29 protein-coding genes are annotated in these 24,610 nt (G+C 68.0%); 6 read left to right on the forward strand and 23 right to left on the reverse strand.

Annotation, left to right across the window (positions count from 1 at the left end):
• Positions 1–61 precede the first annotated feature (61 nt).
• The 6 genes from KB221_12820 to KB221_12845 all read right to left on the reverse strand — a co-directional run bounded on the left by KB221_12820 (position 62) and on the right by KB221_12845 (position 3,886).
• Entirely contained in the window at positions 62–931 is an 870-nt protein-coding gene (locus tag KB221_12820) for a polyprenyl synthetase family protein (GenBank protein WIY70926.1), read from the reverse strand.
• 53 nt (positions 932–984) lie between these two features.
• Positions 985–1,335, reverse strand: coding sequence for a tRNA-binding protein (locus tag KB221_12825; GenBank protein ID WIY68956.1), 351 nt, complete (start codon positions 1,333–1,335; stop codon positions 985–987).
• A complete protein-coding gene (locus tag KB221_12830) occupies positions 1,335–1,583 on the reverse strand; it encodes an exodeoxyribonuclease VII small subunit (protein ID WIY68957.1) in 249 nt (82 codons plus the stop codon). Before KB221_12830 ends, KB221_12825 begins: the two co-directional genes overlap by 1 nt.
• A 54-nt stretch (positions 1,584–1,637) precedes the next feature.
• Positions 1,638–2,249 (reverse strand): peptidylprolyl isomerase, encoded by a 612-nt coding sequence (locus tag KB221_12835; protein WIY68958.1) that lies wholly within the window; start codon positions 2,247–2,249, stop codon positions 1,638–1,640.
• Positions 2,250–2,265: 16 nt separating this feature from the next.
• Positions 2,266–2,904: a histidine phosphatase family protein gene (locus tag KB221_12840; protein ID WIY68959.1), complete on the reverse strand. Its 639-nt coding sequence runs from the start codon at positions 2,902–2,904 to the stop codon at positions 2,266–2,268.
• Between the two features lie 61 nt (positions 2,905–2,965).
• Positions 2,966–3,886, reverse strand: a complete 921-nt coding sequence (locus tag KB221_12845; GenBank protein WIY68960.1) for a histone deacetylase family protein — start codon at positions 3,884–3,886, stop codon at positions 2,966–2,968.
• Between the two features lie 215 nt (positions 3,887–4,101).
• Here KB221_12845 and KB221_12850 point away from each other — a divergent pair, with 215 nt between their 5' ends.
• The gene (locus KB221_12850; protein WIY68961.1) at positions 4,102–4,629 is read left to right on the forward strand and encodes a GNAT family N-acetyltransferase; all 528 of its coding nucleotides are present in this window, start codon (positions 4,102–4,104) and stop codon (positions 4,627–4,629) included.
• A gap of 18 nt (positions 4,630–4,647) precedes the next feature.
• Here the strand turns inward: KB221_12850 and KB221_12855 are convergent, their stop codons facing one another.
• A complete protein-coding gene (locus KB221_12855; protein WIY68962.1) occupies positions 4,648–5,835 on the reverse strand; it encodes an aspartyl/asparaginyl beta-hydroxylase domain-containing protein in 1,188 nt (395 codons plus the stop codon).
• 110 nt (positions 5,836–5,945) lie between these two features.
• On the opposite strand from KB221_12855, the gene KB221_12860 reads away from it, so the two are divergent.
• The 3 genes from KB221_12860 to KB221_12870 all read left to right on the forward strand — a co-directional run bounded on the left by KB221_12860 (position 5,946) and on the right by KB221_12870 (position 8,167).
• Complete coding sequence (locus KB221_12860) at positions 5,946–7,124, forward strand: VWA domain-containing protein (protein WIY68963.1); 1,179 nt, start codon at positions 5,946–5,948, stop codon at positions 7,122–7,124.
• Positions 7,125–7,158: 34 nt separating this feature from the next.
• Positions 7,159–7,680, forward strand: coding sequence for a hypothetical protein (locus tag KB221_12865; GenBank protein ID WIY68964.1), 522 nt, complete (start codon positions 7,159–7,161; stop codon positions 7,678–7,680).
• Positions 7,681–7,756: 76 nt separating this feature from the next.
• Positions 7,757–8,167: a hypothetical protein gene (locus KB221_12870; GenBank protein ID WIY68965.1), complete on the forward strand. Its 411-nt coding sequence runs from the start codon at positions 7,757–7,759 to the stop codon at positions 8,165–8,167.
• A 69-nt stretch (positions 8,168–8,236) separates the two neighbouring features.
• Here the strand turns inward: KB221_12870 and KB221_12875 are convergent, their stop codons facing one another.
• The 5 genes from KB221_12875 to KB221_12895 form a co-directional block, all read right to left on the reverse strand.
• A complete protein-coding gene (locus KB221_12875) occupies positions 8,237–8,422 on the reverse strand; it encodes a CsbD family protein (protein WIY68966.1) in 186 nt (61 codons plus the stop codon).
• Between the two features lie 89 nt (positions 8,423–8,511).
• Positions 8,512–8,964: an NUDIX domain-containing protein gene (locus KB221_12880; GenBank protein ID WIY68967.1), complete on the reverse strand. Its 453-nt coding sequence runs from the start codon at positions 8,962–8,964 to the stop codon at positions 8,512–8,514.
• Positions 8,965–8,966: 2 nt separating this feature from the next.
• Positions 8,967–10,025: a histidine kinase dimerization/phosphoacceptor domain -containing protein gene (locus KB221_12885; protein WIY68968.1), complete on the reverse strand. Its 1,059-nt coding sequence runs from the start codon at positions 10,023–10,025 to the stop codon at positions 8,967–8,969.
• The gene (locus KB221_12890) at positions 10,022–10,447 is read right to left on the reverse strand and encodes a response regulator (protein ID WIY68969.1); all 426 of its coding nucleotides are present in this window, start codon (positions 10,445–10,447) and stop codon (positions 10,022–10,024) included. Before KB221_12890 ends, KB221_12885 begins: the two co-directional genes overlap by 4 nt.
• Positions 10,444–11,976 (reverse strand): CHASE3 domain-containing protein, encoded by a 1,533-nt coding sequence (locus KB221_12895; protein ID WIY68970.1) that lies wholly within the window; start codon positions 11,974–11,976, stop codon positions 10,444–10,446. Before KB221_12895 ends, KB221_12890 begins: the two co-directional genes overlap by 4 nt.
• 117 nt (positions 11,977–12,093) lie before the next feature.
• Here KB221_12895 and KB221_12900 point away from each other — a divergent pair, with 117 nt between their 5' ends.
• Positions 12,094–12,804 (forward strand): hypothetical protein, encoded by a 711-nt coding sequence (locus KB221_12900; protein ID WIY68971.1) that lies wholly within the window; start codon positions 12,094–12,096, stop codon positions 12,802–12,804.
• On the opposite strand, the gene KB221_12905 is transcribed toward KB221_12900, so the two are convergent.
• The 11 genes from KB221_12905 to fliQ form a co-directional block, all read right to left on the reverse strand.
• A complete protein-coding gene (locus KB221_12905) occupies positions 12,805–13,359 on the reverse strand; it encodes an SRPBCC domain-containing protein (protein ID WIY68972.1) in 555 nt (184 codons plus the stop codon). It abuts the gene before it with no gap.
• Between the two features lie 53 nt (positions 13,360–13,412).
• A complete protein-coding gene (gene flhA, locus KB221_12910) occupies positions 13,413–15,506 on the reverse strand; it encodes a flagellar biosynthesis protein FlhA (protein WIY70927.1) in 2,094 nt (697 codons plus the stop codon).
• A 20-nt stretch (positions 15,507–15,526) separates the two neighbouring features.
• Positions 15,527–16,426, reverse strand: coding sequence for a class A beta-lactamase (gene bla, locus KB221_12915; protein WIY68973.1), 900 nt, complete (start codon positions 16,424–16,426; stop codon positions 15,527–15,529).
• Between the two features lie 2 nt (positions 16,427–16,428).
• Entirely contained in the window at positions 16,429–17,823 is a 1,395-nt protein-coding gene (locus KB221_12920) for a sigma-54 dependent transcriptional regulator (protein ID WIY68974.1), read from the reverse strand.
• A gap of 41 nt (positions 17,824–17,864) precedes the next feature.
• The gene (gene fliN, locus KB221_12925) at positions 17,865–18,197 is read right to left on the reverse strand and encodes a flagellar motor switch protein FliN (protein ID WIY68975.1); all 333 of its coding nucleotides are present in this window, start codon (positions 18,195–18,197) and stop codon (positions 17,865–17,867) included.
• Positions 18,197–18,868 (reverse strand): flagellar assembly protein FlbE, encoded by a 672-nt coding sequence (locus KB221_12930; GenBank protein WIY68976.1) that lies wholly within the window; start codon positions 18,866–18,868, stop codon positions 18,197–18,199. The genes fliN and KB221_12930 overlap by 1 nt, the downstream gene beginning before the upstream one ends.
• Before the next feature lies 1 nt (position 18,869).
• Entirely contained in the window at positions 18,870–19,904 is a 1,035-nt protein-coding gene (gene fliG, locus KB221_12935) for a flagellar motor switch protein FliG (protein ID WIY68977.1), read from the reverse strand.
• A complete protein-coding gene (fliF, locus tag KB221_12940; protein ID WIY68978.1) occupies positions 19,904–21,550 on the reverse strand; it encodes a flagellar basal-body MS-ring/collar protein FliF in 1,647 nt (548 codons plus the stop codon). Before fliF ends, fliG begins: the two co-directional genes overlap by 1 nt.
• 95 nt (positions 21,551–21,645) lie before the next feature.
• Positions 21,646–22,722 carry a flagellar biosynthesis protein FlhB gene (gene flhB, locus KB221_12945; GenBank protein ID WIY68979.1) on the reverse strand — a complete coding sequence of 359 codons (1,077 nt, stop codon included), beginning with the start codon at positions 22,720–22,722 and terminating at the stop codon, positions 21,646–21,648.
• A complete protein-coding gene (gene fliR, locus KB221_12950) occupies positions 22,715–23,485 on the reverse strand; it encodes a flagellar biosynthetic protein FliR (protein WIY68980.1) in 771 nt (256 codons plus the stop codon). The genes flhB and fliR overlap by 8 nt, the downstream gene beginning before the upstream one ends.
• Positions 23,486–23,505: 20 nt before the next feature.
• Positions 23,506–23,769 carry a flagellar biosynthesis protein FliQ gene (fliQ, locus tag KB221_12955; GenBank protein ID WIY68981.1) on the reverse strand — a complete coding sequence of 88 codons (264 nt, stop codon included), beginning with the start codon at positions 23,767–23,769 and terminating at the stop codon, positions 23,506–23,508.
• A 265-nt stretch (positions 23,770–24,034) separates the two neighbouring features.
• Between fliQ and folE the strand changes: the two genes are divergently transcribed.
• Positions 24,035–24,610, forward strand: coding sequence for a GTP cyclohydrolase I FolE (gene folE, locus KB221_12960; protein ID WIY68982.1), 576 nt, complete (start codon positions 24,035–24,037; stop codon positions 24,608–24,610).

The following is a 24,610-nucleotide window of genomic DNA, read 5'->3' on the forward strand; positions in this document are numbered from 1 at the left end:
CAATGCGGGCCGACGTGATCTGATTTTTCGCAGCGGAACCGGTCCAGGCTGCCGTAGCGACTCAGGACCGGCGCTGCAGGACATAATCCACACTGGCCTTGAGGATATCAGCGTCGGGCCCGAACAGATCGAGGTGGCCGCGGGCCTGATCGGCCAGATGCGCGACCCTGTGCCGCGCCTGGTCGACGCCCAGCAGGGTGACGAAATTGGTCTTGCCGCGGGCGGCGTCCTTGTTGGCCGCCTTGCCGAGAAGGTCCTCGTCGCCCTCGACGTCCAGCAGGTCGTCGACGATCTGGTAGGCCAGGCCGATATCGTGGGCGAAGCTGGTCAGGGCCTGACGGTGGACCTCGCGGGCCCCGGCGATGATCAGGGGAATCTCGAAGGCATAGGTGAACAGGGCGCCGGTCTTGAGCCGCTGCATGCGGGCCACGCCGCCGAGGTCGTCGCGGACGCCGAGCAGGTCGATCATCTGGCCGCCGGCCATGCCGCGCGCGCCGCTGGCCAGCGACAGCCGGGCCGCCAGTTCGCAGCGGACGGCGGGATCGTCGTGGGTGTCCTCGTGCAGCAGGATGTCGAAGGCGGCGGTCTGCAGTGCGTCGCCGGCGAGGACCGCGGTGGCCTCGTCATAGGCCTTGTGGACCGTGGGCCGGCCGCGGCGGACGTCGTCGTCATCCATACAGGGCAGGTCGTCGTGGACCAGGCTGTAGGCGTGGACGCATTCCAGGGCACAGGCGGCGCGCAGCACCGGCCGTTCCTCGATGTCGAACAGATTGGCCGCTTCCAGCGCAAAGAAGGGCCGCAGCCGCTTGCCGGGACCGAGGGCGGCGTAGCGCATGGCCTCAGTCAGGCGCGATTCGGGGCCATCGGCGCGCGGCAGGAGTTCGTCGAGGGCGACGGTGACCAGATCAGCGATCTCGGCCACCCGGTCGATGACGCCCTGCTCCGGCGAATTGGCGGCGAGCACCGTCTCGGGAGGGGGGGCGGTCAGAGCAGCCTCCCGCCGAGGGGGACGTCGCGGTCGACGCCGATCAGGACGACCTCGCCCGCCGCATCGGGAAAGCCGAGGGTCAGGACTTCGGACATGAAGGGACCGATCTGGCGCGGCGGGAAGTTGACGACGGCGGCGACCTTGCGGCCGAGCAGTTGCTCGCGCGTGTAGTGGATAGTGATCTGGGCCGAGGACTTCTTCACCCCGATGTCGGGGCCGAAGTCGATGGTCAGCTTCCAGGCCGGCTTGCGCGCCTCGGGGAAGGGGTCGACGGCGAGGACCTCACCCACGCGGACATCGACCTTCATGAAGTCATCGAAGGCGATCTGCGCGGCGGGCGCCGGCATCAGCTGAACTCGGCCGGTTCGGCGCCCTTCGCCTGGCCGTCGGGACCGACCACGATCTTCTCGACGCGCAGCTGGGCCGCCTTGAGGCGGTTCTCGCAATGGGCCTTCAGACGCGCGCCCTCCTCATAGAGGGCAATCGACTCCTCCAGCGGGGCCTGGCCGGACTCGAGTTTGGAGACGATGGCCTCGAGACGCTGGAGGGCGTCCTCGAAGCTGAGGTCGGCGGGGATGGCAGCTGTGTCGGTCATGGCGCGCGACCCTAGAGGGGGTGGAGGCGGGTCTCAAGCGCCGAGCGGCAATTGCTAGCCGGCCGGTTCGACGCGGCGAGCCGAGACGATGCGGACGCGGGGGTCGAGCATCTGGCCGCGCATGAAGCCTTCGCCCTCAGTGGGTGATTTGGGAGCGGCGAGGATGGCGCGCACGACCTCCATGCCCTCGATGACCCGGCCGAAGACGGCGAAGCCGGGATCGGGCGGGGCGGCCCGGGCGTCGAAGCCGGGCAGATTGCCGACGATGATGAAGAAGTCGCCGTCGGCGGTGCCGGGGTCGAAGCGGGCCATGGACAGGGCACCGTCGACGTGGCGCAGGCCGGTCTGGCTGGTCGGCTCATGGGCGATGGGCGGCAGGATGCGGTCGGGCGCATTGGCGGTCCCGCCCTGGACGACGCCCGTTCCGGCCCCCAGTTCCATGCCGCGGTAGAAGTCGGTGCCGTTGAACCGGCCCTCGTCGACATAGCGCAGGAAGTTGGCGGCCGTGATCGGGGCGCGGGGGTCGGTCTCGACGAGGATGGTCCCCGCGGAGGTTTCGAACTGGACCCGAACCGCGGCGGCAGGGGCCGGCGCGGCATCCTGGGCGAGGGCGGGGGCCGACAGGGTGGCGGCGAGGCAGAGGGCGAGCAGGGAGCGTCGGATCATGGTCCTCTCCTCGCGGTCAGCGCTTCTCGTAGCGGCGCTGGGACCAGTATTTGAAGCCCTGGTTGTGGACCAGCGACCAGCCGTCGGCGCGCAGGCGGCGGCCGACCATGTGGTTGAAATAGCCGTGGGCGAGGACCAGCACGTCCTGGCCGCTCTCGGCGCGGGCGATCAGGGCCCGGGCGGCGGTCTCGGAGCGGGCCTCCGCCTCGCGCCGCGTCTCCTGCCCCTCGTGGTGGTTGAAAACGTGCCACCAGAAACGGGCGACGGCGCCCCAGTATTTGGGCGGCAGCTTGAACCAGCTGGGGAAGTGCGGCGGCGGCAGGGGCGCCTCGATGAACAGGGCGTCCGACATGACCTCGCGGCCGGCGGCGATGGCGGCGGCGGTTTCCTGGGCGCGGGGACGGGTCGAGGCGTAGATGGCCCCGGCGCCCTCGGCGGTGGCCAGCAGTTCGGGCGGCGGGGTCTGGCCGGCGCGCAGGCCGCCGACCTCATATTTGGCCCACCAGTCCCGGTACTGGTCCGAGGTCAGGTAGCATTTGCGTGACAGGGCCGGCTCGCCGTGACGGGCCAGGACGATGGCACCCGGACGCACCGAGACCAGGGCGGCGCGCGACGGCGCGGGCTCTGCCTTCGACGGCGCAGGGGCGTCAGCCATCAGTGAGTCTCTGGCGGGGGCGGGCATGATTTCCGGACGTAAGCGATTGGCGAAACGTCCTTTATTCCTCCCCCAAGGCCTGAACGTGGGCGACGGCCGAACGGCCCAGCCCTTCTAGGTCGTAACCGCCCTCGAGCGAGGACACAACCTTGCCGCCACAGCACGATCGCGCGATCTCGAGCACGGCGCGGGTCGCCCAGGCGAAATCCTCCGCCTCCAGTGACTGGTGGGCGAGCGGATCGCGGCGATGGGCGTCGAAGCCGGCGGAGATCAGGATCAGGTCGGGATTGAAGCTCTGCAGCGCCGGCATCAGCCCGCCGGCGAAGGCACCGCGCCAGGCCTCGCGGGCGGCGTGGGGCGGGACGGGGACGTTGACGATATTGCCCACGCCGGTCTCGGACGCCGCGCCCGTGCCCGGATAGAGGGGCGACTGATGGATGGAGCCGAGGAACAGGCTGTCGTCGGACTCAAAGGCGGCCTGGGTGCCGTTGCCGTGGTGGACGTCGAAATCGATGACGGCGACGCGGGCCATGCCCTCGGCCTGGGCCACGCGGGCGGCGACGGCGACGTTGGAGAACAGGCAGAAGCCCATGCTCTGGTCCGGCTCGGCATGGTGGCCGGGTGGGCGGACGGCAGCGAAGGCCCGGGCCGTCTCGCCGCGGACCACGGCGCGGACGGCATCGACCACGGCCCCGGCGGCGAGACGGGCGGCGCGGATGCTGCCCGGCGACAGGACGGTGTCGGCATCAAGCTGGCGGAAGCCGCTCTCGGGCGCAGCGGCGAGCAGGCGGGCGACGTGATCGGCGGGGTGCAGGCGTTCGAGGTCGACCACGGCGGCCTCGGTCGCGGCGCGACGGTCGAGCCCGAGGCGGGCGGCGTCGAGCGCGTCCAGCACGGCCTGCAGCCTTTCGGGGCTTTCCGGGTGGCCGACACCGGGGCGGTGGGCCAGCATGTCGGGGTGGGTGAAGAGGGCAACGCTCATCGGATGAGTTCTAGCGAGTAAGATCACAAACATCATCCGCTCATCCCGGCGAAAGCCGGGACCCAGTTCTGTCCAGCTTGACGCCGACATTTCAGGACAACCCGGCGAGCCTGACCGGAACCGCATCATCACCCACAGCACTGGGTCCCGGCTTTCGCCGGGATGAGCGGAATTGAGGGGTTGAGTCGCCCGGGCCGCCGGGCGAAAGCGATCTTATGACCAACGCCGTGATCCGCCCCGCCGTAGACGCCGACGCCGCCGCCCTGGGCGTGCTGGGACGGCAGACCTTCCTCGATACCTTCGTGGAGGGGTTCGGCATCCCCTATCCGGCCGACGATCTGACGGCCTTCCTCGACGAGAGTTTCAGCCCGGAGACGATCCGCGCGAAGCTGAAAGAGCCCGGCGCGGCCTGGTGGGTGGCCGAGCGGGACGGCGAGCTGCTGGCCTTCGCCAACACGGGGCCGAACACCCTGCCCCACCCGGATGGCCGAGCCAGCCATGCCGAGCTCCGCCGGCTCTATGTGTCGAAGGCGGCGCAGGGCCTGGGGCTGGGCACGAAGCTGCTGGCCGTGGCGCTGGACTGGATGGAGGCCAACACCGACGGGCCGCTGTGGATCGGGGTCTGGAGCGGGAACCTGAAGGCGCAGAAACTGTACGCGGCCTACGGGTTCGAGATCGCGGGCGAGTACCAGTATCCCGTCGGGGCCTGGCTGGATGACGAGTTCATCCTGCGGCGGGGGTAGGCAGGGCGGCGATCCGCCTCAGGACCAGACCGCGACCGTAGGCGAATAGGCGTCCATCGCCTCAAGGGCCGCGGTGACCAGCACCCGCTCCTCGTCATTGAGTTCCGGCCGCCAGATATCGAAGATCAGCACGACGCGCGTCCGGTCGCTGGTGTTGATCGCCTCATGTTCGATGGTGTCGTCGAATACCCAGGCCTTGCCCTTTTCCCAGCTGCGGACATCGTTGCCCACGCGGAATTTGCAGCCCGGCGGGGTGATCAGCGGCAGGTGGCAGACGAGCCGGGTGTTGACGAAGCCTGTGTGGGACAGGATGTGCGCCCCGGCCTTGAGCTGCGAGAACATGATCTGCGGCGAGCGGGCAGCGATCTGGCACAGGGGCGCGTCGGCAAGGGCCGCCATCGTCTGTGGGCAGCGGTCGGCGTTCGGCGTGGCCTGACCGTCCTTCCACAGGAAGCTGGTGCTCCAGTCCATGCTGTCGACCAACGGATAGTCGGTCCGGCTGGGGAGGTGTGGCACAGTCTGGAGATAGGGACTGAAGCCGCGGTCCTGTTCCAGCAGGGCCTCCAGTTCGCCGGTGATGGCGTCGGTTGCCGCCTCGACCCTGTCCATCCACGGAAACATCTCGCGCGGATAGAACTGCGCGTTCGGGAGCTCCGGAAAATAGAAGGCCTTGGGCTGCTGGAAATAGGCCTGTTTGCGGCCCGTCGCGAGATCGAGGGCGTGGGTGAACCGGGCGCTGGACCGGCCCTCGACATAGCCGGCCCGGTCGAGTTCCTCGCGGACGTGGTCGAAGATGCCCGCGGCGAGCCGGTCGCGGAGCGCGCGGGCGCGGGCGACGCCCGGGGCGAGATCGGCCGGCACTGCGGCACCGGACTCGGCGAGACTGACGAGCGCCCGGTAGTAGAGGTTGGCCTCCCGCTTTGCGCCAAGGGCGGAGAGCATGTCGCCCTTCACCAGCAAGGTTCTCGCATCCTGACCGTCCAGCTCCAGGGCGCGATTGATGACGACTTCCGCCGACCGGTCGTCCTCCAGCTTGTGATGGCTCCATGCCAGCATGGCGAGGTGGGCGGGCCCGGCCGCGCCGGCGGCATCAACGCGCGCCAGCGCCTCGCGGGCCTCTTGCCAGCGCCCCGCGAGGAAGGCGATGACCGCCGCTGGAGCATCGACGGGAACGGACTGGGACGCAGGCACTGGGAACTCGGACATCCGGCTGGATTGCCCCTGCCCGGTGGCCGAAACGGGGCAGGGGCGTTACGTGAATTTCATGTCCACGGGCCGGCTGGTATTCTCCCCGCCAGGGCGGGATAATCGCTCCCATGCTCCTCCCCTTCTTCACCGCCCTGCGCGACGCCAAGGTTCCCGTGTCGATGAAGGAATGGCTCCATCTGATGGAGGCCATGGATCGCGATGTGGCCGGTCGGAAGGTCGATGACTTCTACCATCTGTCGCGCGCGGTGCTGGTCAAGGACGAGAAACACTACGACCGGTTCGACCAGGTGTTCGGCAAGGTGTTCGCCGGGATCGAGAGCCTCGGCGCGGGCGAGGAGCCCTCGCTGGACGTGCCCGAGGACTGGCTGAAGCTGCTCAACGAGAAATATCTGACCGACGAGGAGAAGGCGCAGATCGAGGCGCTGGGCGGGTTCGACAAGCTGATGGAGACGCTGAAACAGCGGCTCGAGGAACAGCAGGGTCGGCACGAGGGCGGTAACAAATGGGTCGGCACGGGGGGCACCAGCCCGTTCGGGCACGGCGGCTATAATCCCGAGGGCGTGCGCATCGGCGGGCCCGGCAAGCACGGCCGGGCGGTCAAGGTCTGGGAGAAGCGCGAATACCGGAACCTGGACGACCAGGTCGAACTGGGCACCCGCAACATCAAGGTCGCCCTGCGCCGCCTGCGCCGGTTCGCCCGGCAGGGCGCGCTCGACGAGCTGGACATGGACGCCACCATCGACGGCACGGCGCGTCAGGGCTGGCTGGACATCCACATGCGGGCGGAGCGGCGCAATACGATCAAGGTGCTGCTGTTCCTCGACATCGGCGGCTCGATGGATGCCCATGTGAAGATGTGCGAGGAGCTGTTCTCGGCCGCGAAGACCGAGTTCAAACACCTCGAATTCTTCTACTTCCATAACTGCCTCTACGAGGGCGTGTGGAAGGACAACCGGCGTCGGCACGAGCAGAAGATCCCGACCTGGGAGGTGCTGAACAAATACCCCGGCGACTGGCGCGCCATCTTCGTCGGCGACGCCACCATGAGCCCCTATGAGGTGACCATGCCGGGCGGCTCGGTCGAGCACTGGAACGAGGAGGCGGGGGCCGTCTGGATGAAGCGGGCCACGCAGCAGTGGGACAAGGTGGCGTGGCTGAACCCGTCGCCGGAACGCTACTGGAGCTATTCCGCCTCGGTCGGGATGGTGCGCGAACTCGTCGATGAGCGGATGTATCCGCTGACGCTGGAAGGGCTGGAGAAGGCGATGCGGGCGCTGGCCAAATAGGCTAGGGTTTCCGGGTCGTCCGAGGAGTACCCCCATGCTCGCCGTCGTCTTCGCCGCCATGCTGCAACAGGCCGCCCCCCTCCCCGTCGCCGCGGGTCAGGTGGTGTGGGAGACGCCGGTGCCCGTCGAGGCCGCCCAGCCCGTCCCGGTCGTCGAACTCCCACCCATTCCCGATTCCGCCCGCACCGACCCGTATGGCTATGAGCGGGCCGAATGCAGCCCGCTGATCCGGTCCCGTGCGGAGACGCTGGAAGCCTGTCAGGCGCGGGTTCGGGTCACGCTCGCCGCCCATCTGGGGGCCGCCCTGCCGGCGGGCCTGGCCCCGGCCGGTGCCCTGGACGCCTGCCGGCAGGAAGCCGCCGGCGATCGCTACGCCCTTCAATGCGGTGCCCCCGCCCGCGCGGATCGCCCGACCGCCGTGCTGGAAGAGCGGAACTGCGAGACCCGCCCCCGCGCCCAAGCCCAGGGCGGTGTCGCCTGGACCGAGGAATGCCGTCCGGCCAGCGGCCGCCGCGAGGACGACGGATTGCGCATCCGGGTGGGCGGCAACGACTAGAAACCGGCGGCCGTCAGGTCCCGAAAGGTGACCGCCGGTTCGTCGTCTGCGCCTTCTGCTTGCGGGAGGACAGGCGATGCTTCTGACGATGATGGCGATGGCGATCCAGCTGGCGACGCCGGCGGGCGATCCACAGATCGAGATCCCGGATTCCGCGCTGCGCGACCCCTATGGCTTCGTGCTGTCGCATTGCAGCCCGCTGGTGCGGCGGTCGAGCGAGTCGCTGGAAGCCTGTGAAAACCGGGTCGGCACCGCGCTGCGGGCGCGCCTGCCGGACTTCCGCCCCCGACCGCTGGCAACGACTGTGGCCTCGGCCTCTGACGATCCGCCGACCGCGGCGACCGGCAGCGCCTTCGGCGGGCGGTGTACGACCCGGCAGGAAAGCCAGCAGGGTGAGGACAGCTCGTCCTCGTCCGGTACGATCGTCTGCGGCGACCGGTCCGGCGCGGCGGCGCGGGCGCTGGAAGACGTGCTGCGACCTCGCTGAGCCGATACGTTCCGACATGACAGCGCCGCGCCCGGTGTGCGGACGCGGCGCCGGGTCGGATCGCAGACCCTAGTTACGCTTGTCGTCGCGCAGGGTGTCCTTCAGGCCGCCGACGGCGTTCTGGACCTTGCCCTCGACCTGCTCGGCGCGGCCTTCGGCCTTGAGTTTTTCATCGCCGGTCACCTTGCCGACGGCTTCCTTGATGTTGCCGCCGAGGTTTTTGGCGGCGCCTTCGACTCGATCATGATCGGGCATGGGACTCTCCTTGCAGGGACGTCGCCGGATTGACGACGCCTTGTGCGAGAAGAGCGAACCAGTGCCGGTTCGCGTTCCGTATTGTGCCGCTAGGCGTTTCGCCGCAGCCAGGTCGCCACGGCCCAGGCATGGGCCTCGTGGCGGAGCAGGGTCAGTGCCTCGGCCGGCGCGAGCCAGACCAGTTCGTGATCGGCCTCGACCCTGGCACCGGGGTCCAGCGCCAGCTGTTCGGCGATCCAGAAGCCGCCGATGTTGTTGAGCGGCTCGCCGTCGGACTTGTGGAAATACTGGGCGGCGTGGGCGATGCGGGCCAGCGGGCGCACCGTCATGCCGGTCTCCTCGAGGAACTCGCGGACGACGGCCTGTTCCTCGGTCTCGTCCCCGTCAACGGCTCCGCCCGGCAGGTCGAAATAGCTGCCTTCGCCGCGGTCGACGCGGACGCAGGCAAGTCGGCCGTCCTCGACGACCAGACCGAAGGCGGTGACGCGCAGGCGGTAGTCGAGGCCGGGCCGGGCGGTGCCGAACTGGAGGGCGGCCGACATGGTCAGAGGTCGAACGCCAGGCGGGCGCGGACGCCCTTGTGCGCCTTGTCGATCTCGACCGCCGACCGCAGGCCCGAGGCCATGGCGGAGATGATCTTGCCGCCCAGACCGGTGCCCCTGACCGCGCCGTCGCCCATGCCGGGGCCGTCGTCCTCGACCGTCAGTATGGCGCGTCCCATGGGGTCCCGGCCCAGGCTGACGCGAATCTGGCCCGGCTTGCCCGGCTCATAGGCGTATTTGACGGCGTTGGTGACCAGTTCGGTGACCACCACGCCGAGCGACACCGCCTGATCAGTCGTGACCCGCATGGGCGTCGCCTCGAGATGGATGGTGCAGCCGTCCTTGTCGGGGCAGAGCGACTGGGACAGTTCGCCGATCAGGCCCTCGAGATATTCGTCCATGGCCACCGAGGACATGTCGCCCGAGGTGTAGAGGCGGCGGTGAACATGGGCGACGGCCTCGATCCGGGCCTGGGATTCCTTGAGCGCGGCGCGGGCGCCTTCATCGGCCAGATGGCGCAGTTGCAGCGACATGAAGCTGGAGACCAGCTGCAGGGAGTTTCCGACCCGGTGATTGACCTCGCGCAGCATGGCCTCGGCGCGGTCGCGGGCGATGCGGACCTCTTCCTGGGAGGCGTCGTGTTCGCGCTGCAGCCGGCGGCGATGCAGGGCGTCCTCGAGGGCATTGCGCAGCAGGGCGGTGAAGTCCTCGGACACGTCCTTGATGACATAGTCGGCGGCACCCGCGCGCAGGGCGGCGACGGCGATCCGGCCTTCCTGGGCCCCGGTCACATAGACCACCGGCGGGGGGTTCGGCAGGGCGATGATCTCGGGCAGGACGTCCAGACCTTCACGGCCCGGCATGTAGTGGTCGAGGGCCACGACGTCGAAATCGCCAGGCCGGGTCACGAGGGTGTCGAGACCGGCATCGCCGTCCAGCGCGCAGGTGACGGCATAGCCGTGCCGGCCCAGCTCCTTTTCGACCAGCCGCGAGAGGCCGCGGTCATCGTCGATGTAGAGCAGGCGAATAACGTCGCCTTCGGGCGTCCGGGAGACGGTCACTCGATGTCCGGAGCCTGCATGACCGACAGGAACAGCCCGAGCTGGCGAATGGCGCCCGCGAAGCTTTCATAGTCGACAGGCTTGGTGATGTAGACGTTGCAGCCGAGGTCGTAGCAGCGCTGGATTTCCTGCTTGTCGTCCGTCGTGGTCAGGATCACCACGGGCGCGCGCCGGAGCCGCTCGTCATTCTTGACCCGGACCAGGATGTCGGTGCCCGACATGTCCGGCAGATTGAGGTCCAGCAGGATAAGCATCGGCCCGTTGAGACGAACCTCCTCGCTGAACAGATAGTCCATGGCCGAGCCGCCGTCGGCGAAATGCGCGATCTCGTTGGAGATGTTGGCGCGGCGGATGTTCTTTTCGATCAGCTTGGCGTGACCGAGGTCATCCTCGACCATCACGATCTTGACGGCGTGGCTCATGGGTACTCTCCGGCGTCCGGCAGGATGAGGCGTGTGGGGAATTTCAGGATAAATGTCGAGCCCTTGCCAAGCTCTGACTCGACGCTGATGTCGCCGCCGAGGCGGCGAACGCTGTTCCGGACAAAGGCCAGTCCCAGCCCCTCGCCGGGTCGGTCCTGCCGGCCCGCGCGGCGGAACAGTTCGAAGATCCGCTCATGGTCGCGGTCGGAGATGCCGCGGCCGTTGTCGGCGATGCGGTAGACGATCCAGCCGCCCGGAGCCGCCTCTCCGGTGACGACGATCCGGCCGGGGCGGCCAGCGTCGAGGTATTTGACGGCGTTGTCGATCAGATTGCCGAAAATCTGTTCGACCGAGAGCCGGTCGCTGTCGAGCCCCGGCAACGGCTCGACCACGATTTCGGACCCTGAGGCCTGGGTCTGGTGACGGACGCTGTCGGCGATGTTCCGGACCATGGCGGTCATGTCGAGTTGTTCGGGGACCAGGTTTCGCCGGCCCTCGCGCGACAGTTTGAGGATGGCGTTGATCAGCCGGTCCATCTTTTCGGTAGAGGCCCGGATGAAGCCGATGGCCTCGGGCACGTCGTCGCGCACGGCGGTGAGGGCGTCCTGTTCGACCAGTTTTGGGGCCTTGGTCTCGACGGCCGTCATCTGTTTGTCGATGATCCGCCCGGCCTGTTCCAGCTCGGCGGTGTAGCCCATGACATTGACCAGGGGCGCGCGCAGGTCGTGGCTGACGATATAGGCAAAGCGCTGGATTTCCTCATTGGCCCGGGTGAGTTCGAACGTCCGGACGCGAACCTGGTTCTCCAGACCGGCATTGAGGCTGTCGAGGGCGTCCCGCGCGCCCTGGATCTCGAGGACGTAGCGACGGATCAGCCAGGCGCTGACACCGGCGAGCACCAGGATCATCACCGCCCCGAGGGCGTTGGCCGTGACCGTGATATTGCCCGCCCATTCCGACTGGCGGGTGCGGAACTGCAGGCGCGTGGCCTGGATTTCGTCGATCGCGGCGATTTCGACCCGCATGGCGTCCATGAGCCGCTTGCCCTCGCCGCTGCGCAGGAGGGCGATGCCCTCGTCGACGCGGCCCATCCGGGCGAGGGCAACGCTGCGTTTCATGAAGGCAAGGCGCTGGTCTGAAAGTTCCGAGAGGCGTTCGACCCTCGGCGCGAGGTCGGGATCTCCAAGCGTCAGGGCATTCAACTCCTCCAACAGTTCGGGGAGCCGCTGGATCGCCTCGTCGTGGACGGAGAGGTACTCCGGCAGGGTCGTGAGCAGGAAGCCGCGCTGGCCGGTTTCGGCGTCAACGAGCCGGGTCAGGACCTCGCGCGAGACCAGGCGGACCTGCTGGGCCTCCTCGACCGTGTCGTTGAACGAGACCGTGCGTTGGATGAGGACGAAGACCGAGAGGTTGAGCACCAGCATGAGCACGAGCGCCAGCGCCAGCAGGCCGGCCACGCGCCGTCCGAGCGTCGGGGTGCGGACGAAGCGGCTGAAGGCCAACAGCGTGGGTCGAAGAGCCAGGTTCATCGCGCGCGAGCATTAGCGGGGGGTTTGGCCCTGTCCAGTCGCGTAACGGGAGAAACCCTCGCGGTTCTGCGGATTTAGGGTATTCATTGCCGCCCGTCGGGATCGGTGGAGTGTGACATGGTTTGGTGGTGGTGGATCGCTCCGGCGGTCGTTGGCCTGATCGGCGTCATCCTGCTGATCCGCGGCCTGATGGCCCTGTTCAGCGGGCGGGTTTTCAGTGGCCTGCTGGTCGGCGTGGGCGGCGCCGGCTTCATGGCGGCGGCGGCGATCGCGGGCCTGCTGGCGCTGGACGTCCAGACCTATGGCCGGCTGACCTATGAGCGCCCCGTGGCGACGATCCAGACCCGCCAGCTGGGACCGCAGTATTTCGAGGCCACGGTGATGCAGCCCGGCATGGGCGAGGACGCGCCCGGGGTCAGCAACCTGTATCCGCTGCACGGCGACGAATGGCGCATCGAGGCGCAGGTGCTGAAGTGGAAGCCGTGGGCCAATGTCCTCGGGCTGGACACCCAGTACCGGCTGGACCGGCTGTCGGGCCGCTATCATTCGATCGAGCAGGAAATCAACGCGACCCGCAGCGTGCATCCGCTGACCGGCGGCGACGCCGGTCCGGACTGGCTGCCCTGGCGGATCAGCGCCTGGGACACGGCGCGGAAATACCGGAAATACGTCGATGCGGTCGACACCCTGTACGGCGGCGGTGCCTATATGCCGATGGCCGACGGCGCGAAATACGAGGTCTGGATCACCCAGTCCGGACTGGTGGCCCGCCCGGCCAATGACGCGGCGCGGAATGCGTCGGCGGGGGGCTGGACGGAAGTGGAGTAGTCAGTCGGCCGCGAAACTGTTCCGCAGGGCCTCCAGCGTCATCCCGTTGCCCTGCAGGAAGAAGCCGTAGAGCGTGTCAAAGGCCGGCTCCGGTGCAAAGCCGGTGGCCGTCAGGGTGATGCGGGTGCGCCCGCCGTCAGCGGGTTCGAGTTCCATCACCGTGGCTGTTTCGCCGAACTCGACGGCGTGCGGAAATCCCGGCGGAGCCTGGACATTCCGGATGGCGAGCATGCGCCCCGGCACATAGGCCGTGATCTGGTTGCGGATGTTGCCCGCTGCCCCCGCGACGGCATCGGCCGCGTAGCCGGTCTCGATGATCCCGCCGGTCCGGAAGTCGACGCTGGCGAAACTGACCCCCAGACGACGCCAGCCCTCCGATGTCGTCAGGGCCGTCCAGACCTCTGACGGCGGTGCCGGTATCTCGAGCGAGAGCTGGATGATCCGGTGGCCGTTGGCCTCGACGCTCGAGGTGTCGTGAAGCTGACTTGCTGACTGGGCCGCTGCGGGTCCCCCCGACAGCAAGGCCGCGACGGCGACGATAACCAGAATGCGCATGGGCCCCTCTCCTTGAGTGCGGCAAACCTTTTAGCGCCGACGGAGCCTTTGCCCTAGACCGTCCCGATCGTCCGCAGGCGGGCCCGCGGGTGGACCTCGTTCTGGCTCATGACGACCGTCTGGCCGCGGAAGCGTTCGATGATCGAGCGGACATAGGGGCGGATCTGCGGGCCGGTCAGCAGGACAGCGGTCTCGCCGGCCATGGCGGCGCGTTCGAAGACGTCGCGGACGGCCCGGATGAAGTCCTGCAACCGTGACGGGGCCATGGCCAACTGGCGGTCCTCGCCCTGGCCGACCAGGGCATCGGCAAAGGCGGCTTCCCACTCGGGCGACAGGGTGACGATGGGCAGGGCACCGTCGTCGCCCTTGTGCTGCCAGCACAGCTGACGGGCCAGACGGCCGCGGACGTGTTCGACCAGGGTGGTGACAGAGCTGGTATGCGGCGCGGCCTCGGCGAGGCCTTCAAGGATGGCACCGAGATCGCGGATCGAAACCTTCTCGCGCAGCAGGGTCTGGAGCACTCTTTGCAGGGTGGTGACGGTGACGACGGACGGGATCAGTTCGTCGACCAGCTTCTTCTCTTCGGTGCCCAGCTCCTTCAGCAGCTTCTGCACCTCGGCATAGGAGAGCAGGTCGGCCATGTTCTCCTTGAGGATCTCGGTCAGGTGGGTGGTCAGCACCGTCGAGGGGTCGACGATGGTGTAGCCGCGGAAGGTCGCCTCCTCGCGCAGGCTTTCATCGATCCAGGTGGCGGGCAGGCCGAAGGCGGGTTCCTTGGTGTGCTCGCCCGGCAGTTCGACCTGACGGCCGGCGGGGTCCATGGCCATCAGCGAGCCGAGGCGGACCTCGCCCTGCCCGGCCTCCATCTCCTTGATGCGGATGGCATAGCCCTGGGTGCCCAGGCGCATGTTGTCGAGGATGCGCACCGACGGCATGACGAAGCCGTACTCCTGCGCCAGCGAGCGGCGCAGGGCGCGGACCTGGTCGGTCAGGCGGCGGCCCTCCAGATCGTTGATCAGGGACAGCAGCGAATAGCCCAGCTCGATCTTGACCTCGTCGATGGTCAGGGCGGTGCTGATGGGCTCCTCGACATCCTCCTTGGGACCGGAGGCGGTGGCGGCCATCTCGGCCTCGGTCGGCTTCGGTTTGAGCCGCTGGCGGCCCAGGCGCCAGGCCATGAAGCCGGTGCCGAGGGCGAGGGCCGCGAAGGGGAGCAGCGGCATGCCGGGGATCAGACCGATCAGGCCGGCGGCGGCCGAGACGACGCCGAGGCTGACGGGGTTGGTGGCCAGCTGGGCGACCAGGGCCTTGTCGGCCGTGCCCTCGACGCCCGCCTTGGAGACGAGGAAGCCGGCGGCGATCGAGATGATGATGGCGGGGACCTGGGTCACCAGACCGTCACCGATGGTCAGGGCGACATAGGAGTTGGCCGCGTCGCCAATGCCCATGCCGTGCTGGAGCGTCCCGATCAGGATGCCGCCGATGGCGTTGATGAAGACGATGATCAGGCCGGCCACGGCGTCGCCGCGGACGAATTTCGAGGCACCGTCCATGGCCCCGAAGAAGGTCGATTCCTGCTCCAGTTCCTTGCGGCGCAGCTTGGCCTGGTCCTCGGTGATCAGGCCGGACGACAGGTCGGCGTCGATGGCCATCTGCTTGCCCGGCATGGAGTCCAGGGTGAAGCGGGCCGAGACCTCGGCGATGCGGGTCGAGCCCTTGGTGATGACGACAAAGTTCACCACCAGGATGATGGCGAAGATGATGATGCCGATAATGAAGCTGCCGCCCATCATCAGGGCGCCGAAGGCCTCGATGACCTGACCGGCGCCGCCCGGACCCTCGTGGCCGTGGCTCAGAACCAGTCGCGTCGAGGCCAGGTTCAGGCCCAGCCGGAACAGAGTGGAGACCAGCAACACGGTCGGGAAGATGGCGAAGTCCAGCGGCCGCTTCATCATTACGGCGGTCATCAGGATCAGCACGCTGGAGACGAGCGAAACCGCCAGCAGCACATCCATCAGGAAGACCGGGATCGGCAGGATCAGCAGCAGGATGACGCCAATAACGCCGATGGCCATGGCCACCTCGCCGCGCGCGATCCAGCCCAGCATGTCGCGACCGGTCGGACGGGCCATGCCGTCGCGCATCATGGTCGAGGCGGGGATGTCGGTCATGCGTAGCCCAGCGCCGAAAGGGTCTGGCGTGTGGCGTCGGCGATGACAGCCTCATTCTCGGCGTCCGAGGAAGTACGGACGCCGTGGTAGTAGACGGCGAGCGTGATCGGGGCACCCGTTGGCGGATAAAGCAGACCGATGTCGTTCGTGGGTCCGTAGCCGCCTGTGCCGGTCTTGTGCGCCACCCGCCATCCTGCCGGGACGCCTGCCTTGATCCGTGCGGTCCCGGTCGGCGACGCAAACATCCAGCCGAGAAGTTTTTCCTTTGAGGAGGGAGACAAGGGCGTCCCGGAATCCTCGAACAGCCGGTGCAGATTGATCCGGGACTGCGCCGGCTGAATGGTGTCCTTGTCGCCGTCGAGACGGTTCATCTCGGGCTCGAAGCGGTCAGCGGTTGTCGTCTGGTCACCGATGCCCCGATAGAAGGCCTGCATCGGGGCGATGCCGCCCATGGCCTTGAGCAGAAGGTTGGCGGCGGGATTGTCGGAGACCTCGACCACCGCCTGCATCAAGCGCTCGACCGACAGGCTCGAACCAACAGAGGGCTCGGTCACCGGGGCGTGGTTGACCATATCGTCGCGGGTGATGGGGACCTGGCGATCCAGGCTCTCCTCGCCGCCCTGCACCCTCAGGAAGGTCGCGGCGGCCAGGTACATTTTGAACGTCGAGCAGTAGACGAAGCGTTCGCGGCCCCGCCAGGAGACGGCTCCCTGTTCGCTCCACGCGTCGATGCCGATACGGCCGCCATGACGGGCTTCGAGGCCGCTGAAATCAACCCTGAGCGTCGGCACGACCTTCAACGGTGGCGTCCGTTGAGGCGTCTGCTGGTCGCAGCCCATCACCCCCAGCGCGCCGAGGCCGGTCAGGACGCTTCTGCGGTCCGTCCCCATGGTCATGATCAGGCGGCCGCGTAGCCGCTGGCGGCGACGCCCGACTGCGGGGCGATGATCTGGACGCCCTCGTCGGCGTATTCGTTCAGCTTGTTGCGCAGGGTGCGGATCGAGATGCCGAGGATGTTGGCCGCATGGGTGCGGTTGCCGAGGCAGTGCGACAGGGTGTCGAGGATCAGCGTCTTCTCCATCTGCGCCACCGTCTGACCGACGTGGGCGCGGGTGACGGCGTCGGCGGTCTGGGCGGCGCGGGCGGCCGGGTTGTCATAGCCGGCGGCACCGTGGGAGCCGGCGCTGAGCGGCTGGCCGTCCGGCAGGCGGATGGCCTCGACGTCGATCTCGGCACCGACCGCCAGCAGCACGGCGCGGTGCATGGCGTTTTCCAGCTCGCGGACGTTGCCGTTCCAGCGATGCGAAACCAGGGCCCGGCGGGCTTCGAGCGAGATCGGACGCACCGGCACGCCGTTGGCGGCGGCGTATTTCTTGACGAAATGGTCGGCCAGAACGGAGATGTCGCCGGGCCGTTCGCGCAGGGCGGGCAGGCGCAGGTTCACGACGTTCAGGCGGTAGAGCAGGTCTTCGCGGAACGTGCCCTCGGCCACCGACTTGGCGAGGTCGCGGTTCGAGGTCGCGATGATGCGGATGTTGACCGGCACCGGCTTGGTCCCGCCCACGCGGTCGATGACCCGCTCCTGGATGGCGCGCAGCAGCTTGGCCTGCAGGCGGACGTCCATCTCGGAGATTTCGTCCAGCAGCAGGGTGCCGCCGTCGGCCTCCTCGAACTTGCCGATACGGCGGGCCATGGCGCCGGTGAAGGCCCCCTTCTCGTGGCCGAACAGCTCGGATTCCAGCAGGTTGTCGGGGATGGCCGCGCAGTTGACGCTGATGAAGGGGCGCTCGGCGCGCTTGGAGCCGGCGTGGAGGTAACGGGCCATCACCTCCTTACCGACGCCGCTTTCCCCGGTGATCAGGATGGAGGCCTCGGACCGGGCGACCTGGTCGGCCAGCATGATGACCGCCTTCATCGACGGGTCGGCGGAGATCAGCGGGCGATCGTCGTCGGCGACGGCGGACAGGACCGCGGCGATCAGATCGGCTTCCGGCGGCAGGGGGATGAATTCCTTCGCGCCGGCCCGGATCGCGGCGGCGGCGTCATTGGCGTCGGCGTCGACGCCGCAGGCCACCACTGTCACATGGATCCGCTCGGCCTCATTGGCCGCGATCAGGGCGGCGATGTCGATGCGATAATCGACCATCAGCAGGTCGGCACCCTGCCCTCGACGGAGCTGTTCCGTCGCCTGATCGCCGCGCTCGACATGGCTGACCTTGGCGCCGTGCGCCATGGCCATCTTCACCGCCGTCGCCAGCTGTCCGCTGAGCCTGCCCACTACCAGAAGCCGCATCGGTCTTCTCCTCTAATCTCTACGCACGAACCGGCCGCCGATCAGGCGCCGGAGTCCTCGGTCTTGATGATTTCCGTCATGGTCACGCCGAGCCGGTCCTCGACGACGACGACCTCCCCGCGGGCGACCAGACGGTTGTTGACGAAGATGTCGATGGCCTCGCCGACCTTGCGGTCCAGCTCCAGCACGCTGCCGCGGTTGAGCTTGAGCAGCTGGGCCACGGACATGTGGGCCTTGCCCAGAACGGCCGAGATGTTCACCGGCACGTCGAAGACGGGCGTCAGATCGTGCGCCGTCTTGTCGTTCGGGTCATCGCTGACAGTGATCGCGACGGAGTCCGGAAACTCCTCCAGGGCCATGGTGTCGGACGCCATTACGGCCTCCCTTCCATCGAGGTTTCGGGGGTGAGGTTTTCGGCATGCCCGGCCTCGGCGGCGAGGGCGGAGTTCAGGGCCTCGCTCATGCGGGCGAAGGCTTCTTCGGGATCAAAGGCGGCGCGGCCATCCGACCATTCCAGCTGGAAGGCGGCCGCGGCCATGGTCGGGTCCGTGCGGAAGGCGACGATGCCGGAGAAGCCGGCGTCGGCGCACAGCTGCTGGATACGCGCATGGGTCGCCTCGGTGAGATCACCGGTGCGGATGACCAGCCGCGGCGAAGCGTCGATCTCCTGCCCCAGGGCTTCCAGCGCGGCCTGCAGCGGCGCTTCGGGATAGCGGTCGAGGGCGGAGGCGCTGACCACCCGGGCGGCGGTCAGGGCCAGCTCGGCCGCCTGCTGGCGGTGCTGCTGGGCGACCTGGGCCAGGGTGGGAGCGGCGGCGGTCAGGGCCTGGGCGATGGCGGACAGGGCCATGGCCTGGATGCTTTCGACCTCGGACAAGGCCTCGTTGCGGGCGTCGAGACGCGCCTGGGCAACCATGGCCTCGACCTCGGCCGGGCCGTAGGCGCGCTTCATCGGGCGGAAGGCAGCGGCCGCGTTCACGACGACGCCCGCGGCGTCGAACTCGGTGTCGAAAGCGAAGGGGGTGCTGAGGGGCTGATGGGTCATGTCAGTAGATCAACTCGTCGTCGCCGCCCTGGCCGACCAGCATGATCTCGCCCTTGGCGGCGAGATCCTTGGCGACCTGGACCATGGCCATCTGGGCCTGGTCGACGTCCTTGAGGCGGACCGGCCCCATCGACTCCATGTCCTCGCGCATGATCTTGGCGGCACGTTCGGACATGTTGGAGAAGAACAGCTCGCGCAGGGACTCCGACGAGCCCTTGAGGGCCAGGCCGAGGGAGTCCTTCTCGACCGCGCGCAGCAGGGTCTGGATACCGCCGGGGTCCAGCTTGGCCAGATCCTCGAACACGAACATCAGGGCGCGGATACGCTCGGCGGCCTCACGGTTGCGCTCTTCGAGGGCACCGATGAAGCGGGCCTCGGTCTGGCGGTCGAAGCTGTTGAAGATGTCAGCCATCATCTCGTGGCTGTCGCGCTTGGACGTGCGCGCCAGGTTGGACATGAATTCGGTGCGCAGGGTCTGTTCGATCTTGTCGAGGATCTCTCGCTGCACCGGCTCCATACGCAGCATCCGCTGGACGCATTCGAGCGCGAAGTCCTCGGGCAGGCTGGTCAGGACGCGGGAGGCGTGATCCGGCTTCACCTTGGACAGGACCACGGCGACGGTCTGGGGGTATTCGTTCTTCAGATAGTTGGCGAGGACGGCCTCGTTCACATTGCCGAGCTTGTCCCACATGGTGCGACCGGCGGGGCCGCGGATTTCCTCCATCAGGCCTTCGACGCGATCGCCGGGCATGAAGGCGGCCAGCAGGCGCTGGGTCTGTTCGAAGCTGCCCATGACCGAGCCGGAGCCGGTCATGCCCGAGACAAACTCGATCAGCAGTTCCTCGACGACCTGGGCGCTGACCGTGCCCAGGGAGGCCATGGCCTGGGAGATCTCCTTGATCTCGTCCTCGTCCAGCCCCTGCCACAGGCGGGTGTGATCCTCGCCCAGGGACAGCAGAATGACGGCGGCCTTTTCAGGCCCCGTCAGCTTCCTGGCGTCCTCGACCGCCGGCTTTTTGTTGGTCAGGCGTGCCATCAGTCCTGATGGACCCAGCTGCGCAGGATGGCGGTGGATTCGTCAGGATGTTTCTCGACGAACTCCGCGACCTTCTTGACCGAGGAGGCCTTCACCTGACCCTCGATGCGGGCGATGTCGAGCCGCTGGTCCATCTCGGACGGACCGGACAGCTGGGGCATGACGCCGCCGGCACCGCCCATGATGGTGGTCTGCAGCGAGGTCACGCCGCCGCCGCCGCCCGCGCCGGCGAGCTGCAACTGGCCCGCGCCGCCGCCGCCTCCGCCGGTCGCCGTCTTCAGCAGCGGGCGCAGCACGAAGAAGATCAGCAGCAGGCCGGTGACCAGCAGCACCAGCAGCTCGACGCCGCGCATGATGTCGTTCTTGGTGAAGTCCAGCAGGGGCGAGGCCGCCTCCTCGCCGCCGACCACGGCCAGGTCGCGGTTGAAGCGGACGTTCAGGACCTCGATCTTGTCGCCGCGCGCGGCGTCGATGCCGACGGCGGCGGCGACCAGCGCCTTGATCTGCTCAATCTCCGCCGGCGTGCGCGCGGCATAGGTCGGGGCCGCGCCATTGGCGCCGGGCGTCCATTTGCCGTCGACGGCGACCGAGACGGCCAGTCGCTTGATCTCGCCGGCCTCTTTCACCGTGGTCGTGGTGGTGTTGGAGATTTCGTAGTTGGTGGTTTCCGTGCTGTCGGTCGTGCGCGAGCCGGCCGGGGTCGTCGCGGGTGCCTCGCCGCCGGGGATGTTGTTGGTCGCGGTCGCTCCGCCGTCGGCGACCCCGGTGGTATCGGCGCTTTCCGAGCCGTTGGTCGAGGTCGAACGCACCACCTGGCCGTCCGGATCATAGCGCTGCTCCTGGGTGGTGGAGCGGCTGTGGTCGATGTCGGCCGTGACCTGGACGCGCGCGCCGCCGACGCCGACGACGCCCTCGACGATGTCCATGATGCGGGCCTGCAGCTGGGCCTCGGTGGAGTCGCGCGCCTCCTGCGCCGAGGCGGCGCTGAAGCCTTCGGAGTCCGAGCCGGCCGCGAGGGTGCGGTTGGAGGTGTCGGTCAGGGTGACCTTCTCGGGCTTCAGGTTCGGCACCGAGGAGGCGATGACGTTGCGGATGGCCTGGACCTGGGCGCCCGACAGCTGACCGCCGGTGACGCCGACGACCACCGAGGCGGTGGGCTCGGCGGCGTCGGCCTGGAACAGCTCGCGGCGCGGCAGGGCGATCATGACGCGGGCGGAGGTGATGCCGCGCATGGACAGGATGGTGCGGGCCAGTTCGCCCTCGAGGGCGCGCTTTTCGTTGAGGTTCTGCTGGAACTCGGTCTGGCCCAGCACCGACTGGTTGTCGAAGATCTCGTAGCCGACCGAGCCGGAGGTCACGAGGCCCTTGCCGGCGACCAGCATGCGCGCCTCACCGACCTCGTCGCGGCTGACGAAGATGGTCGAGCCGTCGCCCTTCGAGGAATATTTGATGCCGGCGCTGTCCAGCGCCGTGGTGACCTCGGAGGCTTCCTGCAGGTCGAGGTTGGAATACAGCAGGGCGTCCGGGGCCTGGCCGATGCGCAGCATGACGGCGACCAGCACGGCCGCGACGCCGGCGGCAACGCCCAGCACCACGGTCAGCCGACCGATTCCGAATCTCTGCAACGCCGCCGTGAAGCCGCCCACGCGTCCTGCCCCGAATACTCACGGGTCCTTACAGACGCCCGCTAGGCAGAAACTGCCGCCTTCGTGGTAAATGCGGAGTTAAGACCTTTGGTGGATCAACGTTTTTTGCGCTTCTGGAGCACAAAGCCGATGACCTTGGCGGCCGCCTCGAAATGCTCGCGGGGGATGGTCTCGTCGATGTCGACCGCGGCGTAGAGGGCCCGGGCCAGGGGCACGTTCTCGACGATCGGGACATTGTGTTCGCGCCCCACCTCCCGGATGCGCATGGCCAAGGCGTCGACGCCCTTGGCGACGCAGATCGGTGCCGCATCGCCCTCGCCGGGTTCATAGCGAAGCGCGACGGAATAGTGGGTCGGGTTGGTGACGATGACCGTGGCCTTCGGCACGTTCTGCATCATCCGCTGGCGGCTGCGCTGGGCCCGGATCTGCCGGAGCTTGGCCTTGACGTGCGGATCACCCTCGGACTGTTTGTAGTCCTCCTTCAGCTCTTCCTTGGTCATCTTCATCCGCTCGGCGAAGCGGTAGCGCTGCCAGAGGAAATCGGCGCCGGCAGTAAAGGCGAGGAAGATGATGGTCGCCATCATCAGGGCCAGGGCCAGATCCCGCGCCATGGGCAGGATCATCGCCGGCGGCATGGCGGCCATGTTCTCGAGTTCGCGCAGGTGCGGCTTCAGCACCAGCCAGCAGATGACGCCGACCGCGATCAGCTTGAGAAAGGTCTTGATGAACTGAACCAGGCCGTCGGGGCCGAAGATGCGCTTGAACCCCGCCATGGGATTCACCTTCGACCAGTCGGGCTTCAGCTTCTCGGCGGTGAAGATCAGGCCGGACTGGGCGACATTGCCGCCGACGCCGCCGAGAATGGTGGCCAGCATGACCACGCCGAGGAAGGGCGCAACCGCCCACAGGGCGATGGCCCCGATCTCGACACCGGCTCCGGTCTCGAGGCCGCCGAGCATGGTGTGGGGCGCCGCGATGAAGGGCAGAAGCTGCTCGGCCATCGAGTTGGCGAACCAGCCGCCCGACATCAGCACCACGGCGGCGGCACCCGCCAGGGACAGGGCCGCCGCGACATCCGGAGACTTGGCGACGTCGCCCTTCTTGCGTGCTTCCGCAAGTTTTCGCGGTGTTGCCTCTTCTGTCTTCGACTCGGGATCGGTGCCTTCAGCCACCGGCGCCTCCCACGAAGAGTCGGGCCAGGGTGCGGTAGCGGTCGATGAAGACCGTACCGACCACGCCGAGACTGAGGGCAAAGACCGACAGGCCCAGCAGGATGCTGAGCGGGGCGGCGGCGAAGAAGACCTGGAAGGACGGCATCACCCGGCCGACGAGGCCCGAGGCGAGGTTGAAGATCAGGGAGAAGACGAGCAGCGGCGCCGACAGCTGGACGCCCAGCATGAAGGCGTCGCCGAGGGTGCGGATGGCCAGTTCGACGAAGTCGCCCGTGACCAAGGGGGCCATGGGACTGATCAGCTCATAGGAGCCGACCAGGCCCGCGATGAACAGGTGATGGGTGTTGGTCGCGAAGATCAGGGTGGTGCCCAGCAGCATCAGAAAGGCACCGATGGTCGAGCCCGGCTGCGTCTGCATCGGATTGGCGGTCTGGGCGAAGGCCAGGGTGGTCTGCAGGGCGACGATCTCACCCGCGGTGGCCAGGGCGGTCAGGAAGGACCGGAGCAGGCCACCGATCATCAGGCCGACGATCACCTCGCGGATGATCCAGCCCGTCATGCCGCCGATGGTCGCGGGCAGGGCCGGCAGGACGCCGGCGATCACCGGCCAGAGGGCCAGGCTGACGACCAGGGCCAGCGACAGTCGGATGCGCGGCGAGACATAGCTTTCGCCGATGCCCGGCAGCATCAGCAGCACAGCGCCGATCCGCGCGAAGATCAGCGCCCCCTGCCAGACCTGGTCCGATGTCGCCCAGGGCTCCACCTAACGACGTCCCATGCCGGTCACATACCGGCGATGCGCGCCGCGATCGTCCGCATGAAACCGCCCAGCAGCGCTCCCATCAGCGGCAGGAACAGCAGCAGGCTGATGAAGATGGCGATGATCTTGGGGGCGTAGATCAGGGTCTGCTCCTGGATCTGGGTCAGGGCCTGGAACAGGCCGATGACCACGCCGACGACCAGGCCGACCAGCAGAACCGGCGCGCACAGCTGGATCGTCAGCCAAAGGGCGTCGCGCCCCACATCCATCACTTCCGCGCCGTTCATTCTACGCTCCACACTATTCGGTGGCCTGACGGCCTTCGGCCTGCTTGAGGCCGCACCGGGCAGAAAATGCCGGGAGCGTGGTTAACGAGGGGTTAGTGCGGTGGCGGGTGGTTGGTGATGGGTGGCTGGTGCAAGGCCGGACGGACGCCGATCGACCGCGAGGTGGCTTGCGACGGAGCGCTATCGGCATGTGCGACCATCAACCACCAGTCGCCAACCACCCCTCCGCTCGACCCCCGACCATCGACCTTCTATGTCAGGCCTCATGACCAAGCCCCCCGTCTCCCAGTCCGACGCCGAAGCCGCCGTGCGCACCCTGATCGAATGGGCCGGGGACAACCCCGACCGGGAGGGTCTGCTGGACACGCCGGCGCGGGTGGTCCGTAGCTACAAGGAGCTGTTCGCCGGCTATGAGGTCGAACCGCGCCAGTATCTGGAGCGGACCTTCGAGGAGGTCGGCGGCTACAACCAGTTGGTCGTGCTGAAGGACATCCGGTTCGTCAGCTTCTGCGAACACCATATGCTGCCGGTCGTGGGCGTGGCCCATGTCGGCTATCTGCCGACGGACCGGGTGGTCGGCATCTCCAAACTGGCGCGGGTGGTGCGCGGCTATGCCCGCCGTCTGCAGATCCAGGAGAAGATGACCTCCGAGATCGCCAACGCCATCGACGAGGTTCTGAAGCCCCAGGGCGTCGGCGTGGTCATCGAGGCCGAGCACAGCTGCATGACGCTGCGCGGGGTCGACGTGCCGGGTGCCAGCCTGACCACCAGTGCCCTGCTGGGCGTGGTGCGCGACGACGCCCGGACACGGGAAGAGTTTCTCCGGCTGGTCAGGGGCTGA

Source organism: Aquidulcibacter paucihalophilus (assembly GCA_030285985.1).
In the GTDB taxonomy this organism is placed as follows: domain Bacteria; phylum Pseudomonadota; class Alphaproteobacteria; order Caulobacterales; family Caulobacteraceae; genus Brevundimonas.